This window comes from Acidovorax sp. 1608163 (genome assembly GCF_003669015.1).
In the GTDB taxonomy this organism is placed as follows: Bacteria; Pseudomonadota; Gammaproteobacteria; order Burkholderiales; family Burkholderiaceae_C; genus Acidovorax.
The window spans coordinates 2,918,006-2,933,575 of record NZ_CP033069.1 but is presented as its reverse complement, the minus strand read 5'-3'; the positions used below and the strand labels follow the sequence as shown (position 1 = coordinate 2,933,575).

General features: G+C 66.5%; 14 protein-coding genes. 2 read left to right on the top strand and 12 right to left on the bottom strand.

What is annotated here, in order from left to right; translation table 11 throughout:
• Nucleotides 1-78 precede the first annotated feature (78 nt).
• The 5 genes from EAG14_RS13025 to EAG14_RS13005 all read right to left on the bottom strand — a co-directional run bounded on the left by EAG14_RS13025 (nt 79) and on the right by EAG14_RS13005 (nt 4,519).
• Complete coding sequence (locus EAG14_RS13025; protein ID WP_121729105.1) at nt 79-1,347, bottom strand: putative Na+/H+ antiporter; 1,269 nt, start codon at nt 1,345-1,347, stop codon at nt 79-81.
• A 156-nt stretch (nt 1,348-1,503) separates the two neighbouring features.
• Entirely contained in the window at nt 1,504-2,442 is a 939-nt protein-coding gene (locus EAG14_RS13020) for a LytTR family DNA-binding domain-containing protein (protein WP_121729104.1), read from the bottom strand.
• Nucleotides 2,439-3,614 (bottom strand): sensor histidine kinase, encoded by a 1,176-nt coding sequence (locus tag EAG14_RS13015; RefSeq protein WP_121730467.1) that lies wholly within the window; start codon nt 3,612-3,614, stop codon nt 2,439-2,441. Before EAG14_RS13015 ends, EAG14_RS13020 begins: the two co-directional genes overlap by 4 nt.
• Nucleotides 3,615-3,690: 76 nt before the next feature.
• Nucleotides 3,691-4,017 (bottom strand): 2TM domain-containing protein, encoded by a 327-nt coding sequence (locus tag EAG14_RS13010; RefSeq protein WP_121729103.1) that lies wholly within the window; start codon nt 4,015-4,017, stop codon nt 3,691-3,693.
• Nucleotides 4,018-4,096: 79 nt separating this feature from the next.
• Nucleotides 4,097-4,519 carry a DUF2306 domain-containing protein gene (locus EAG14_RS13005; RefSeq protein WP_121729102.1) on the bottom strand — a complete coding sequence of 141 codons (423 nt, stop codon included), beginning with the start codon at nt 4,517-4,519 and terminating at the stop codon, nt 4,097-4,099.
• A 259-nt stretch (nt 4,520-4,778) separates the two neighbouring features.
• Here EAG14_RS13005 and EAG14_RS13000 point away from each other — a divergent pair, with 259 nt between their 5' ends.
• Both EAG14_RS13000 and EAG14_RS12995 read left to right on the top strand, forming a co-directional pair.
• Nucleotides 4,779-5,603, top strand: coding sequence for an undecaprenyl-diphosphate phosphatase (locus tag EAG14_RS13000; RefSeq protein ID WP_121730466.1), 825 nt, complete (start codon nt 4,779-4,781; stop codon nt 5,601-5,603).
• Complete coding sequence (locus tag EAG14_RS12995; protein ID WP_121729101.1) at nt 5,591-6,526, top strand: MipA/OmpV family protein; 936 nt, start codon at nt 5,591-5,593, stop codon at nt 6,524-6,526. The genes EAG14_RS13000 and EAG14_RS12995 overlap by 13 nt, the downstream gene beginning before the upstream one ends.
• Before the next feature lie 118 nt (nt 6,527-6,644).
• Here the strand turns inward: EAG14_RS12995 and EAG14_RS12990 are convergent, their stop codons facing one another.
• From EAG14_RS12990 to mutS, 7 genes are all read right to left on the bottom strand, one after another.
• Nucleotides 6,645-8,411, bottom strand: coding sequence for a diguanylate cyclase (locus EAG14_RS12990; protein WP_240456778.1), 1,767 nt, complete (start codon nt 8,409-8,411; stop codon nt 6,645-6,647).
• Between the two features lie 92 nt (nt 8,412-8,503).
• Nucleotides 8,504-8,890 (bottom strand): hypothetical protein, encoded by a 387-nt coding sequence (locus tag EAG14_RS23390; protein WP_240456777.1) that lies wholly within the window; start codon nt 8,888-8,890, stop codon nt 8,504-8,506.
• Nucleotides 8,890-9,939, bottom strand: a complete 1,050-nt coding sequence (locus EAG14_RS12985; RefSeq protein WP_240456776.1) for an oxygenase MpaB family protein — start codon at nt 9,937-9,939, stop codon at nt 8,890-8,892. The genes EAG14_RS23390 and EAG14_RS12985 overlap by 1 nt, the downstream gene beginning before the upstream one ends.
• Nucleotides 9,936-10,751: a carotenoid biosynthesis protein gene (locus EAG14_RS12980; RefSeq protein WP_121729099.1), complete on the bottom strand. Its 816-nt coding sequence runs from the start codon at nt 10,749-10,751 to the stop codon at nt 9,936-9,938. The genes EAG14_RS12985 and EAG14_RS12980 overlap by 4 nt, the downstream gene beginning before the upstream one ends.
• 144 nt (nt 10,752-10,895) lie before the next feature.
• Nucleotides 10,896-11,750, bottom strand: coding sequence for an alpha/beta fold hydrolase (locus EAG14_RS12975; protein ID WP_121729098.1), 855 nt, complete (start codon nt 11,748-11,750; stop codon nt 10,896-10,898).
• Nucleotides 11,751-11,777: 27 nt separating this feature from the next.
• Entirely contained in the window at nt 11,778-12,605 is an 828-nt protein-coding gene (locus EAG14_RS12970) for a proteasome-type protease (RefSeq protein WP_121729097.1), read from the bottom strand.
• Between the two features lie 218 nt (nt 12,606-12,823).
• A complete protein-coding gene (gene mutS, locus EAG14_RS12965; protein ID WP_121729096.1) occupies nt 12,824-15,451 on the bottom strand; it encodes a DNA mismatch repair protein MutS in 2,628 nt (875 codons plus the stop codon).
• Nucleotides 15,452-15,570 lie beyond the last annotated feature (119 nt).

The following is a 15,570-nucleotide window of genomic DNA, read 5'->3' as shown; positions in this document are numbered from 1 at the left end:
CAGGTCTGTTGTTGCTGAAACGGTGCCCGTCGCCCGGATGTCTGCTTCAGCGGCTCTGCTGGGTCTCCATCCCTCTTGTTACAACACCAAAAACGCCCCAGCCGCCACCGCCGTAGGCCCCAGCGCCCCCAGCAGCAGCCCGCCCGCCCCAATCGTCTGGTCGGCAAAGCCATTTTTCAGCAACGCTACGCCTGCTGGGTTGGGTGCGTTGGCGATGACGGTGAGGCCACCGCCTGCCACGGCGCCAGCCACCAGCGCGTATTGGGCGGCAGGTGAGATGCCTTCAATGAGCGAGCCCAGGTAGGTGAGGGCGGCGTTGTCGGTGATGGCCGTGAGGCCCACAGCGCCCGCGAACAGGGCCAGGGGCTCCAGGCCTGAGACGATGGGCTGCAGCCACCATTGCTGCATGCCGCCCAGCACCACCAGCCCGGCCAGGAAGAAGCCCACCAACAATGCTTCTTTGAGGATGAGCGGGCTTTGGTGGCGTGCGTAGGCCTGGGTGTAGCCCAGGAACATCAGAAAGAATCCCAAAAACACGACCGGGTGGTGCGCAAACAGCACCACACCTGCCAGCAGGGCGATGTGTACGGCAGCGACGGAGGCGGGCACGGGGCGTTGGTCTGCGGCCTCTTGCCCGGCCTGCAGGGCGGCGGCGGTGGGCAGATGGCGGCGCAGCACCAGGGCGCACGCGGTGGCGTTGACCAGCACGGCCACGGCGGCCTTCCAGCCAAAGGTGGTGAGCATGAAGGCGCTGTCCCAGCCCCAGGTGGCGGCCACCATCAGCACGGGTGGCGCGGCGTACGAGGTGAGCGTGCCGCCGATGGACACGTTGACGAACAGCACGCCCAGCGCCAGGTACTTGAGCCGCTCGGGCACGGCGGGGCGGAAGATTTGCGGGGCCAGCATGAGGGCGGCAATCGTCATGGCGGCGGGCTCGGTGATGAGCGAGCCGAGCAGCGGCACGGCGGCCAGGCCCAGCCAGGCGGTGACGAGCGGGGTGGGCAGTGGCGTGACGCGCGCCAGGGTGTCCACGGCCGCCATCACGGTGCGCAGCACGGGGCGCGATGCGGCGATGACCATGACGACGAAGACGAACAGGGGCTCGGTGTAGTTGCGCGACTCGGCGTACTGCAGGGCCTGCGGGCGGCCTGCGGCCAGAGCCATGGCCACGATGAGCACCATGGCCCAGAAGCCGAAGACCACCTCGACCTCACCGAGCAGGTGAAACAGCCCGGCGTGGCGCGGGTAGCGGTGCGATAGCCGCTCGAAGCATTTGACGGAGAAGGTGTGCAGCAGCGCCAGGCCAAACAGGGCGGCGGCGATCCATTGGATGAGAGGGGTGTTCATGCAGGCAAGCAGTCGTAGAAAAGCCGCGAGGCGGCCCGACCATCGCTGTACCTGTTGCGCCGATTTGCGCAGACACCCAACGCGTATTTTAACGGCTGGTCCCTGCGCAGCCGCGTAGGAGAAGGGCGCCACTGGTGCCCCGCAACGATGGCATGGCTACATCGCCTTGAACAGGTGGGCGTAGAGGCGGCTCACGGCCAGGCGCTCGGGGCGCCCGCGCAGGTTCAGGTGCAGCTTGCCGGATTCGTCGCGCACCACCGTGGCGATGGCGCTGGCACGCACCAGGGTGCTGCGGTGCACTTGCCAGAATTCCTGCGGGTCGAGCTGGTCCGACAGCTCTTTGAGGGGGGTGCGGATGAGGTATTCGGCACCGGCTGTAAGCACGCGCACGTACTTGTCTGCCGCCTCAAAGTACAGCACGTCGCCCACGGGCACCATGTGGATCTGGCTGCCGTGGCTGGCCTGGATGACGGTGAGGCGCGGGGCCTGCTGCTGCGCTGCCAGTAGCGCGGGGGCGAGGGGGGCGCTGGTTGCGCTGGATGTTGCCCCGGGCCACAGGCCAGGCTGGGCCAGCAGGTGGCGCAACTGGTCTACGGTGCGTTGCAGGCTGGGCTCCAGAGCCTGTGTGTGCGCCTCAGTGTGTGCTGGGGCCAGGGTTGCAGTGCTTTGATTTGCTATTGAATTCGTAGCTGCTTGCGATTTATGAATAAGCGCTAGACGCAGTTTTTGCACTGTTTTTTGCAGCCGGGCGCTTTGCACGGGCTTGAGCAGGTAGTCCACGGCCTGGGCCTCAAAGGCCTGCACGGCGTACTGGTCGTAGGCGGTGACAAACACCAGCGCCGGAAAAGGCCGGTGTGCGGGCCAGGCGTCGGCTAGCGCGACGGCAGCGTCCAGCCCCGTCTGGCCGGGCATGCGAATGTCGAAGAACAGCACATCGGGCTGCAGCGCCAGCGCTTGCTGCACGGCCGAGAGGCCGTCGCCCACCGTGGCGGCAATCTGCAGTTCGGGCCAGGCGGTGCGCAGCTCTTGCTGTAGCGCAGCGGCCAGCAGGGGCTCGTCTTCGGCGATGAGGGCGCGCGGGGCTGCGGGTGTCATGGGTGCTGGATTTTTAAAGGAAAACGCACGCTAGCGCTGGTACCACCCGCGCTGGCAGCTATCAAATCAAGAGTGCCTGCGCTGCCATGCAGGGTGGCCAGCCGCTCGCGCACCTGGGCCAGACCAAAGTGGGTGCTGGCGGCGGGGGCGGTGGTGCCGGGCGTGGGGTGGGCGCTATGGCCCAGGCCCACGCCGGTGTCGCTCACCTCCAGCACCAGATATTGCGTGGCTGGTGCTGACGGTGTGGAAGGGGCACTGGGCTGCACGCTGGCCCGCACGCTGATGTGCCCACCCGCGACCTGCGGCTCCAGCCCATGGCGGATGGCGTTTTCTACCAGCGGCTGCAGCAGCAGCGGGGGCACGGGCACCTGGCGCAGGGCCTCGGGCAAATCCAGCGTGTAGTGCAGGCGCGGGCCCATGCGCACGGCCATCAGCTCCAGGTAGTCGCGCAAGCGGTCAAACTCGTCGGCCAGGGGGTGATGGGTGGCGCGCGATGCGGTCAAGGTGGCGCGCAGGTAGGCAATCAGGTGGTCCAGCATGGCCTGGGCGCGCGCGGGGTCTAGTGCAATCAGCACGCGCAGGTTGGCCAGGGTGTTGAAGAGCATGTGCGGCTCTAGCTGGGTTTCGAGCAGTTTCAGACGCGCCTCGGCGGCGTCGCGCTCGGTCAGCGCGATGCGTGCCTGCAGGGCGCGGGCCGTGCCCCGGCTGTAGAAGAAGAACGATGCTGCCACCGTGGCCAGCGTGGTGATGACCAACACTGTGGCCAGCGCACCGGGGGTGGCCTGCCAGCGTGCCCAGGTGGAGCACTGGCACCACAGATCGCCCAGCGCGGTGCCCGCGCCAAAGCCGGTGACCGTGCCTGCGGCCACCAGGGCAATGCCCCGCCAGCCCCGGGGCCACATGCCTGCCTCATGGCGTGCCAGCGTGATGCGACCGGCCTCGATGACAGCCCAGGACACCATGCCGATGGCCAGGGAGTACACAAGGTTCTGGTCCCATGGCCCCCTGCCGCCCAGCGTCAGCGCCAGTGCAATGCTGCAGCAAAAGGTGGCCACGATGAGGGCGTGGCGCACCACGCCCACAGCCAGCGCGGCCCCGCCTGTGGCAGCCTCTGGCGCCAGTGTGTGGGCGGGTTGCCGATGCGGTGTGGGGGGTGGGTTGGGCTGCGGCATGGGCATGGTGGGGTGATTCTAGGAGTCACATTGGCCACTGTAGCCGGGCGCCGAAATGGGCCCAGCGTTGTTGCTCTCAGCGGGGGCGGTGCGTTGCCTGCAGGCGTTCTCGCTCGGTGTGCACCATGCGCTCGCGCAGGCTGCTGCCGCTGCCCAGCACAAACACCGCCAGGCCATGCGCCGCCAACCCGATGGCCCAGCCCATGGCCGGGAAGATGGCCCAGTGCTTGCCGTGGGCCGATGACAGCAGGGCCAGCACCACATTGACGAGCACGTAGAGGGTGGCGTGCAGGTACCAGCCGAGCTTGGCGCCCGCGCGCTTGCGGGCGAGGCGGCCCAGCGCGTCGGTTGGCTTAGCATGGTTGGCGGGGTGCGATGCGTGCAGTGGTTCTGAGGGATGCATGGTGGCTCCTTGATGGACGATGAAAGGTGAAAGAAAACGGAAGCGGAAACAGCGTGAGAGGGAATCGGGCGGTTTGGGGTTAGATCAGCCCCAGGCTGCCCCACAGCCATTTGCCCAGCAGGCGCTGCGGCAGCAGGGTGAACGACCCCGCCACCACGCAGCCGCCGATGTACACGCCCTGCATGGTGCGCCGGTGGCCGCTGAGGTTGCCCTGCAGCAGGTAGCGGAACGACAGCACGATCATCCCCAGTGCAAACGGCACCAGCAGGTGGATGGGGCCAAAGCCCGCCAGGCGCGGCCCCCGGCTGCCGCTGATGAACAGGGCCGACAGCGCGGTAAGCACCATGAGCGTGACCCAGGCATAGCCTGCAGCGCGGTGCAGGCGTGGGCGCTGTGCCCGGCTGCGGCGGGCCCACAGGGCCACGGGGCCCAGGGCGGTGGCCAGCACGGCAGCGGTGAGGTGGATGGCAACGGCGGGAGGCAGGGTGGAGAGCGTGGTCATGGCTGGTGTCTCGCGGGTGTCGCTGCAGTGCGGTGGGCGTTGGTTGTTTGCTGTGGGCAGAGCGTCTTGGGATGGCGTGACTGTGCCGGGCGCATCGGGTAGGGGCCAGGGCTTTGCGACGAAGTGCGCGGGGGCGGCGCAAAGTGCGGTTGGGTGGCGCGAAATGCTTGCGGTGCCGTGCGATGTGCGGCAACAGGCCCCGTTGGGTCAGACGATAATTTGCGCTTTAGCTGGCCCGTGGGGCCTGAAGGAATTGCGCGTGGATATCGTTTTGCTGGCCAAGGCCGCCGTCATGGGGGTGGTAGAGGGGTTGACCGAGTTTCTCCCCATCTCGTCCACCGGCCACCTGATTCTTGCGGGCTCGCTGCTCGGTTTTGACGACGCCAAGGCCAAGGTGTTTGACATCGCTATCCAGACCGGCGCCATCTTTGCCGTGATCCTGGTGTATTCGCAAAAAATCCGTGCCACGCTGGTGGCGCTGCCCACGGAGCGGCAGGCGCAGCGGTTTGCGCTCAATGTGTTCATCGGCTTTTTGCCTGCCGTGGTGCTGGGGCTGCTGTTTGGCAAGGCCATCAAGGCGCACCTGTTCACGCCTGTGGTGGTGGCCACCACGTTCATCGTGGGCGGCTTCATCATCCTGTGGGCAGAGCGCCGTGCGCCCGTGGCCACGCGCATTGAGGCGGTGGACGACATGACCCCGCTGGACGCCCTGAAGGTGGGCCTGGTGCAGTGCCTGGCCATGGTGCCGGGCACCAGCCGCAGCGGCTCCACCATCATTGGCGGCATGCTGCTGGGGCTGTCGCGCAAGGCGGCGACGGACTTCTCGTTTTTTCTCGCAATCCCCACGCTGATTGGCGCGGGCGTGTACAGCCTGTACAAGGAGCGTGCACTGCTGTCGCTGGCCGATGCGCCGATGTTCCTGACCGGGCTGGTGTTTTCGTTCATCAGCGCCTGGCTGTGTGTGCGCTGGTTGCTGCGCTACATCAGCACGCACAGCTTTGTGGCGTTTGCCTACTACCGCATTGTGTTTGGTGTGGTGGTGCTGGCCACCGCGTGGCTGGGGTGGGTGCAATGGGCCGAGTGAGCCATCACCTGCGCCCCCGCCTGAGGTCGGTGCTGGCCTGGGTGTGCTGCGGTGTGAGTGCGGCGGCGCTGGCTCAGGCGGCGGGCGCTGCCGCTGAGGTGCCCGGCGCGGCAAGTTCGGCAACTGTGACAACCACGGCCCCCCAAGAGGCCGCGCCCGCTCCGGCGTCTGCTGCTTCCAAGCCCGCGTTGAACTATGTCCTGGGGGGCATCGTAGGCTCCAGCCCCGACTATGCGGGGGGCGCGGGCCGCTCTTACAGCCTGCGTCCGGCCTGGGCGCTGGAATACGGACGGTTTCGCCTGAGCACCTCGCGTGGCAGCACCCTCATGGGGCATGGGCTGGCGGGGCGGTCTGATTCAGGCGCCAGTGCCACGCTGGCCCAAAGCGACCGCTTTGCCCTGAACGCATCGCTGCGCATTGACCAGGGGGACGATGGATCGGATTCGCCCATGCGCCGTGGCTTGCCCGAGGTGCGCTCCACCCTGCGTGCGCGCCTGAGCGCGGGCTATGCGCTCACCCCGCGCTGGTCGGTGGGAGCCGGGGTGTCGCAAGATATTTTGGGGCGCGATGGCGGCATGCTGCTGTCGACCAACCTGGGGTACAGCTTTCCCTATTCCGAGCAAACCCGCGTGTCGTTCGGCGTGGGGGCCAGCTTTGCCGACCGGCAATACCTGCGCAGCCACTTTGGGGTGCCAACCTCTGCGGCGGGCTCTACCAGCCCGCTGCCTGCGTTTGACCCCCACGCGGGTTTGTACAGCGTGGATGCGGGTGTGGACGTGATGGTGGCCCTGAGCCGCCACTGGGTCGCGCTGGGCGGCGTGCGGGTGTCGCAGTTGCAGGGGGATGCGCGGCGCAGCCCGCTCACGGTGCAGCCGGTGGGGTATTCGGCATCGGTGGGGCTGGCCTATCGCTGCTGCCGGTAAGAGCGGTTCACAAAACCCTCTGGCGTTGTCACTGCGTCTTGTCGCACTGCTCGTACTGCCTGCGACGCAGCGCCTAGGCACAACCGCTGCGCTGAGTTTGGTGAGCGGAGGCCAGCCCTCAAACCGATGACAGCGCCAAATCTCCGGTGTTGCGCCGCACGCAGAACTTGCCACCTTGCTTGCCGCTGTACATGGCGGCGTCTGCCAGCTTGAGCAGCCCCGCGGCGTCCTGGCTGTCGTTGGGGGCAATGGCGTAGCCAATGGTCAGGCCGACCTGAACCTGGATGCTCCCCAGCGAAAACGGCGCGTGGAAGGCGTCCAGCAGCTTCAGGCCCAGGTCGTGCGCCTGCACCGGGTTTTGCAGCTGGCCGGTCATCACCACAAATTCATCGCCGCCCAGGCGGGCGATCACGTCGGTCTGGCGCAGGTGGCCTTGCAGCCGCTTGGTCACGGCCACCAGCAGTTCGTCGCCCACATCGTGGCCGTGTTGGTCGTTCACGGGTTTGAAGCCGTCCAGGTCCATCATGTAGACGGCCAGCAGGCTCTCCGGCCCCACGCGCGACAAGGCCGATGACAGGGCAATCTGCAGCCCGCGCCGGTTGGGCAAGCCCGTGAGGGGGTCGGTGTGGGCCAGCGAGTGCATGGCGTCCAGCTCTTGGCTGAAGTGCAGGGCCTTGGTATGCAATGCCTTGGTGCGCAGGCCCAGTACCCGCATGAACAGCAGCATGTCGATGGTGGCCGAGATCTGGAAGGAGTGCAGGCTCCAGAAGTTGACGGGGATGCCGCCATTGATCACACCGATGATGGCGGCCGAGCCCAGCCCGTAGATGAACCACGCCACCAGCAGCGTGGTGCCCACGCTGTCGCCACTGCGGGCGCGGCGCCAGGCGCCGGGGATGCTCATCATCGCGGGCAGTGGCCCCATCACGCTCACGATGATGGACAAGCCCTTGAGCGTGATGAAGTCCAGCGCATACACCACCGCCAATGCCACCGTGAAGACGGCGCCGCAGCGCATGGTGCGCAAAAAGCGGCTCTGTGGGTTATGCCCCTCCAATGCCTGGCTCATGAACAAGAAGCTGCCGGTGATGGCCATGAGCGATGCCAGCCCCACGGCGTGGCCTGTCAGCCACGGGCTGTGGCCCCACAGGTACTGTTGCCCCACCCCAAAAAAATGCAGCGAGTACAGCAGGCTGCCGGTGGTGAGCAAGGCGTATTGGATGAACAAGGGCTCGCGCAGGCTCAGCCATTGGGCCAGGCTGTAAAAAATCAGGCACACCGCCAGGCCCGTCAGCACGCCTTGCAGCATTTGCTCATTCACGGTGCGGCTGAGCATGGCCGATGGTGTGTTGAGGGTGATGGGCAGGATCATGGCGCCACGCGTTTGCACCCGCAGCAGCAACTCGTAGCGCTGGCCTGGTTGCAGGTGCAGGCTTTGCGCGGGGGTGCGGCCTTGCAGGGGGCGCTCGGCGCGCGGGATGTCGGTGCCCAGCACGCTGCGCTGGAGCACCTGGCCGTCCTGCAGCAGCAACACGTCAATGCGGTTGAGGTCTGGGTGGTTGATGTCCAGAATCCAGCGCCCCTCCGACGCCGGATCAACCTGCATGGGAATCAGCAGCCACACCGCATCGCTGCGCACGCCCAGTGTGGCGCTCTTGTTGGGGCTGTTGAATTGGTCGCGCTGTTGCAGCACGGTCTCGGCGCTTTGGCCACCTGTCGGGTCTATCAGCAGCCTCACTGCGGGCCAGGCTTCAACGCTGCCTTGGGCATCGTGCAGCGCCAGGGGCTGGGCTGCATGGGCGGTGCCCATGCCCAGCCACCCCAGCCATACGACCAGCAGCCACGCGCTGGCAACGCACCACGGCCCCCAGGGGGCGGGAGGCATGCTGCGGCGCCATGCCATCGGCCGAGTGAGGAGCACAGAGGGGGCTTTCACGCGCACAGTATAGAAAGCGAGCGGCTTTGCGGGCTCTTGTGTCAGGCATTGGCCGGGGATACGGTCCTGCGGCCCAGCTTCCAGCGCCCAGGGGTGGTCAGGCGGTCTTCGAGCCGATTGAGCCAGCCCGGGGCGCGGGGGTCATCGCTCCAGCGGGCCATGGCGTCGTCCATCTGGCCGAGCAACTGGTCGGGCAACTGCAGGGGGCGCGTCTGGCCCATGAGCACGCGGCTCATGAAGTGGTAGCCCAGCACCCGTGTCAGCGCCCGCACGATGGAGAACTCCGGCAACACCACGCGCACGGTGGCATCGATCACACGGGCGGTCATCAGCACGCCCCAGAACACGGCGCGCGAGAGCCAGGGCACGGGCTGCTGCTGCAGTGCGAGGTCTTGCGCCGTCTGGGGGCCGCACAGGTAGCGGGTCATCAGCGGGGGAAGGGCTTGGCCAGCTTCCAGGGGATGGCGTGGGCCATGGTTTGCATCAGCGCCGTGCCCAGGGCAGGGCGGGGGTCTGGCGCCACCGGGCGTGCGCGGCCGCGCGTCTGCATTTGCTCCATCAGCGATTCGCCCTGGTGCATGTTGTGCACCATCAGGGCCGAGTCGATGCCCAGCACATGGCCCACCACGTTCCAGGCATGCAGGTAGGCCTCTTCATCGGCCGGGGGCAGGCCAATGCCCAGGCGGCGCATGCTGCGCAAGAACACGTAGCCAAAGGTGAGCAGGGTGTAGGCCAGCTCTTCCTGGTTGCAGGGGGCGCCTTGCTCCAGCAGGTTCCAGCCCCGGGCGTACAGCGCCTGGTGCATGGTGGGCGGGGCGGCTGCCGCCAGCGGCAGCGCGGGCAGCAGGCCATCGCCGCGAATGCGGTGGCGGGCGTCCTGCGGGTTGCCCCGCAAAATCAGGTTGCGGATGGTGGCGTGGATCAGTCGCACCTTGAGCACCTGGGCAATGCCCGTGCCCCCAGGCTGCGTGAGCCCGCCGTGCAGCATGACCGGGAAAATCATCGCTGCGGTGGAGCGGATGCGGTGCTCGGTGTGCTGCTCCAGCTGGCCTGCGGTGTGCAGCACGCTGGAGAGGTCGGGGATCACATAGCACTCGGGCAGGCTGGCGCAGAACAGCAAGATGCACGACAGCGCGCCATGCTCCATGAACAGTTGCTCGGCCCGCTCGATCTTGCGGTGGTCTGCCCAGCTCGGCAGCACCTGGCCTGCGGCCACATAGTCTTGCAGTGCCTGGGCCAGGGCGGGGGCAATGCCTTCGCCTTCAGGGCGCCACTGGTGCAGCGCGGCGTTGCTGTTCCACTGTGCAAACAAGCGGTTGACGGTGCCAATGGCTTGCCACTGGCTGGCATCGGGGGCGGGCATGCCTGCGGGCCAGGGGCCCAGAATGCGGGCGATGGTGTCGTCGGCCAGTGGGTCGGTGTCCAACTGCATGGCGTTCAGCTCGGCCTCGTTGGCGGCGCGCAGGCGCGGGTTCATGCGGGGGCTCCTTGGTGGGCGGGTGTCCAGCGTTGCAGGCCTGCCAGTGCGCACAGCAGCGGGATGCCCATGGCAAAGGGGGCGATGGCACGGGTCTCTGGCGGGTCGCCCAGCGCCATCTGGAACACCATGCCGGTGCCGTAGATGGCCAGGGGCACCAGCGCATCGCGGCGCTTGAACCCACTGGTGGGCACCAGTGGAACGTGCCGGGTGGCCAGGCGGAATGCGCTGACGATGCAAAAACTCACGAACACCCAGCCCACAAAGCCCTGCAGCGTCTCGCCAAACCAGTGGCCGTTGGTTTTTTCCATCGTCCAGGCGCCAACCACGCGGATCAGGTAGGGGTCTGCGCCCAGGTCAAACGCAGTGACCACCAGGGCGGTGATGAGGGACATCAGCGCTGCCTGGCCTAGGCTGGGGGCGCGGTAGACCGGGGTTTGCCAGACGATCAGGTTGGCGATGACGTAGCCCGCGTAGGTGAGCGAAAACCACATCAGCGGAATGACCACCGGCACATCGCCCAGTTGCAGCCCCAGCACCTGGGTGTAGTGGTAGCTGCCAAAAAACCAACCGCGCGAGGCGCCCATCTGCTCGGCAAACCAGCCCAGGCACACCGCGATCAGTACAAAGCGCAGCGCTGCCTTGCCGCCCAGCAGGTGGATGGCGCTGGCCCAGCAACTGGCAAACATCAGCACCGAAGCCACCATGATGGCCACCGTGGTGCTGTTGTGGCTGCCCACGGCCGTGGCTACCAAAAAGCCGGCAAAGAGCAGGTAAACCAACGCAGAAAGACGCGCAGCGGAGATTGGCATGGCTGTGTATCACACTGTAACAATTGAGCAGTGTAGGGGAAAGCCAGCCAAAACCCCTCACGTTTTTTGTGCAACCGGGTTTGGGTATTTCACAAATCGGTAACGATGCGGCGGTGTTGCCCCGCCCGCCGACCGGTACTGTGATCAGCGCTGCGGGTGCGCGGCGGCGCCCACGGCTTGCAGGTTCAGCACCGATGCCTCGATGGCAGCGGCCGTGGCCAGGGGCTGTTCCATGGGAAAGAGGTGGCTGCCGTCCAGCATCATGGTGCGGCCCTGGGTCACGCGCTGGGTCATGGCCATGCCCACCTGGCGCATTTCTTCCGAGTCGCGCCCGCCGATGAATGCGGCGGGGCACTGCAGCGGGTGGCTGCTCAGCAGGCGGCCCAGGTTGTGGGGCAGGGTGTTGTAGATGGCGGTCTCCACCGCCCGGTCAAACCCCAGCACGCGTTTGCCCGCGTGGTCTTGCAGGCCGTGCGCAATGTAGTCCTGCAGCACCTCGGGGTGCCATTGGGCAAAGGCCTTCTTTTTGCGAAAGTGCTCCAGCGCCTCTTCGTTGCTGGCCCAGCTTTCACGGCGGCGGCTGCTCACCTTGCCGGGCGAGATGGAGCCCACCACCTGCGTGCTTTTGGCCACACCCAGCGCATTGGCGCGCCAGCCACCAATCAGGGGCGAGTCGATCAGCACCACGCCGCGCACCAGAGTGGGGTGGCGGGCGGCGGCCATCACGCTCAAAAAGCCGCCCAGTGAATGTCCCACCAGGTACACCGGCCCCCCAATGCGCTGCACCTGCGTCTGGGCAAAGTCGGCCAACTGCTGGACCAGGTGGGGCCAGTTGTTGCTGACCGGGTACTGCGGCTCGTGGCCAAAACGCTCCACGGCGCTCACGTCCATGTTCCGCTCGCGCAGGTGCTTGAACAGCAGCCGGTAGGTGCCGGCTGGAAAGCTGTTGGCGTGCGAGAAAACGATGGGCAGCGGAGGCTGGGTGGGTGTGCGTGGCATGGTGGGGCTGGGCTCAGCGCAGGGGGCTCAGATCAGCTTGTCCTGCGGTGTGGTGATTTTGCGCAGCGGCTTGGCGCGTGTGGTGTTGGTCAGGATGGGCGCGTGGGTGCTGCCGCCGTTCCAGGCCGGGTCTTCAATGCTGTCGAACACCTCGCGCAGCTTTTGGCCCCAGCTGTTGTGCAGCATGCGGAAGTAGGGGTTGTTCTCGTCAATGCACACCACCTTGTCGGTGGCGAAGCGATCGGCCTCGTACACCACGAGGTCCAGCGGCAGGCCCACCGAGAGGTTGGACTTGAGCGTGCTGTCCATGGACACCAGCGCGCACTTGGCGGCCTCTTCCAGGGGCGTTTCGGGGGTCAGCACGCGGTCGAGCACGGGCTTGCCGTACTTGGACTCGCCCACCTGGAAGTAAGGCGTCTCAGAGGTCGCTTCGATGAAGTTGCCCGCTGAGTAGACCTGGAACAGGCGCATGCCTTCGCCCTTGATCTGGCCGCCAAACACCATCGACACATTGAAATCCACGCCCGATCGCTTGAGGGCCGCGCCGTCACGGTCGTGCACATGGCGCACGGCCGCGCCCAGCACGCGGGCGGCGTCGAACATGCTCTTGGCGTTCCAGATGGTGACGGCCTCGCCGTCTTCGCGGTCTTTGACCTGGGTGGTTTGCAAGATCTCACGCACCGACTGGGAGATGCTCAGGTTGCCTGCCGACAGCAGCACCATGAAGCGGTCGCCCGTCTTCTCGTAGATCATCATCTTGCGAAACGAGCTGATCTGGTCCAGGCCTGCGTTGGTTCGGGAATCGGACAGGAACACCAGTCCGGCATTGAGTTTGATGGCGACGCAGTACGTCATGGATCGAATCAGGAAAAAGACAAAGCGTGGAGTGTAGTGCGCCGCCCAGCAAGTCAGCGGTCACCTGTTTGTCCATGCAGGGGCTGTGTGCGGGGCTTTGCGTGCAGGCAGGCGGGCGCATAGAGGCGTGCTCTGCCTTTTGCATGGTCCCTTTTGCTATTGAAAATATAGCTTCTCACGCTTGCTGTTCAAGCGCTAGGGCCTGATTTGACTGTGATTCAGGAGGACGAACCCGCCAACCGCTTGAGCTGGTACAGCGCATCCAGCGCTTCGCGCGGGCTGAGCGCATCGGGGTTGATGCCCGACAGGGCTGCCTCCACGGGGCTGGCGCCTGCGTTTTCCGGCTCGGGCGGGGCGGCAAACAGGTCGACCTGCACATCGTCCTCGCCCGCGCGCTCTTCCAGCGCGCTCAGGGTGTGGCGGGCGTGGTGCAGCACGGGCGATGGCATGCCCGCCAGCTTGGCCACCTGGATACCGTAGCTGCGGCTGGCTGGCCCGGGCTGGATTTCGTGCAGGAAGACGATGTCGCTGCCCGCCTCGGCTGCGCTCACGTGCATGTTGACGGCGTGCCGCGCCTTGGTGGGCAGCTCGGTCAATTCAAAGTAGTGCGTGGCAAACAGGGTGAAGGCACGGGTCTTGTCGTGCAGGTGTGTGGCAATGCCGCTGGCCAGGGCCAGGCCGTCAAAGGTGCTGGTGCCCCGGCCAATTTCGTCCATCAGCACCAGGCTGTGGGGCGTGGCGGCGTGCAATATCTGCGCGGCCTCGGTCATCTCCAGCATGAAGGTAGACTGGGCGTTGGCCAGGTCGTCCGCCGCGCCAATGCGGGTGTGGATGGCGTCGATGGGGCCAATGCGGCAGTGGGTGGCGGGCACGTGGCTGCCCATGCAGGCCAGCAGCGTGATCAGTGCCACCTGCCGCATGTAGGTCGACTTACCGCCCATGTTGGGGCCGGTGATGATCTGCATGCGGGTGTTGGCGGTCAGCCGCGTGTGGTTGGCGATGAAGCTGGCGTTCGATGTCTCGGCCAGCCGTGCCTCCACCACCGGGTGGCGGCCGCCTTCGATGTCGATGCAGGGCTCGGGCGCAAACTGGGGCGCGCACCAGTTCAGCGTGAGCGAGCGCTCGGCCAGCGTGCACAGCACATCGAGCGCGGCCAGGGCCTGCGCCAATTGCGTGAGGGCGGGCACATGGGGCTGCAACTGGTCCAGGATCTGCTCGTACAGCCATTTCTCGCGGGCCAGTGCCCGCTCGTTGGCCGACAGCGCCTTGTCTTCAAACGCCTTGAGTTCGGGCGTGATGAAGCGCTCGGCATTCTTCAGCGTCTGGCGGCGGCGGTAGTCGTCGGGCACGCGGTCCAGGTAGCTGCCCGTCACTTCAATATAGAAACCATGCACCTTGTTGAACTGCACGCGCAGGTTGGGGATGCCGGTGCGTGCCTTCTCGCGCGTTTCCAGCTCCAGCAAAAAGCTGTCGCAGTTGGTCTGGATGGCGCGCAGCTCGTCCAGCTCGGTGTCGAAGCCGCCAGCGATCACGCCGCCATCGCGCACCAGGGCGGCGGGCTCCTCGGCAATGGCGCGGCGCAGCAGGTCGGTGCAGCCCTCTGGCGGCTGCAGGTGGCTGAAAATTTGAGCCAAATAAGCCTCTGGCGCTTGTGCATTAAGCGCTAGCAGCTCTGATTTTTGTAGCGTTTTGCCCAGGCCCACCAGTTCGCGGGGGCGCACCTGGCGCAGCGCAACGCGGGCGGTGATGCGTTCCACATCGCTCACGCCCTTGAGCTCGCTGCGCAGTTGCACCCAGGGGCCTGACCCTCCACCCGCGCCCCCGGCGCCGCGCAGTGCGGTGGTGGCCGAGAGGCGGCGGCGGGCCTCGGTGCGCTCGCGCTGGGGCTCCAGCAGCCAGGTTTTGAGCAGGCGGCTGCCCATGCCTGTCATGCAGGTATCGAGCAGCGAGAACAGGGTGGGGGCGTCATCGCCGCGCAGGGTTTTGACCAGCTCCAGGTTGCGCCGCGTGGTGGCAGGCAGGTCGATGAGGTCGTCGCCCCGCTGCACCTGCACGGCGTGCACGTGCGTGAGCTGGCGGCCCTGGGTGTGTTCGGCGTACTGCAGCAGCCCGGCGGCGGCAGCATGGGCCTCGCCCAGTTCGTGCGCGCCCCAGGCCTGCAGGCTGGCCGCGCCCAGGTGCTCCAGCAGCTTGCGCTCGCCCAGGGCGCTGTCAAATTGCCAGTCGGGCCGCAGGCTCATGGGGCAGGTGAAGACGCCGCCCTGGCGCATCACCTGCAGTTGCTGTTCAAAGCGCTCGGTCACGCCCGCGCTGTAGATCACCTCGCTCGGGGCCACACGGCCCAGCCACTGGGCCAGCTCGTCCTGGGTGCATTCGGCCAAGTGCACGCGGCCTTGCGTCACGCTCAGCCACGCCAGGCCGCAGCGCGCACGCGGGCCCTGGTGCACGGCCAGCAGCATGGATTCGGTTTTGTCGGACAGCAGCTCGGTGTCCGTCAGCGTGCCGGGGGTGACCACGCGCACCACCTTGCGCTCTACCGGGCCCTTGGCGGCGCCCACTTCACCCACCTGCTCGGCAATGGCGACGGATTCGCCCATCTTGATAAGGCGCGCCAGGTAGTTTTCAAGCGCGTGAAAGGGCACCCCCGCCATCACCACCGGCTGCCCGCCCGACTGGCCGCGCTGGGTCAGGGTGATGTCGAGCAGACGGGCCGCCTTCTCGGCGTCTTGCCAAAACACCTCGTAAAAGTCGCCCATGCGGTAGAACAGCAGGGTGTCCGGGTACGCGGCTTTGAGGCCGAGGTACTGCTGCATCATGGGGGTGTGGTGTTCTAGCGTCTCGGACATGCGTGCTAAAAGTGGCTGAAAGGGGCGGTTTGGCAGGGGGCTGCGGCAATGAGGCGTGGACTGTAGCAGGGTACAGAAGGGGGCGAGCTTGAGAAATCTCTGCCGCTTTGTTTCGATTT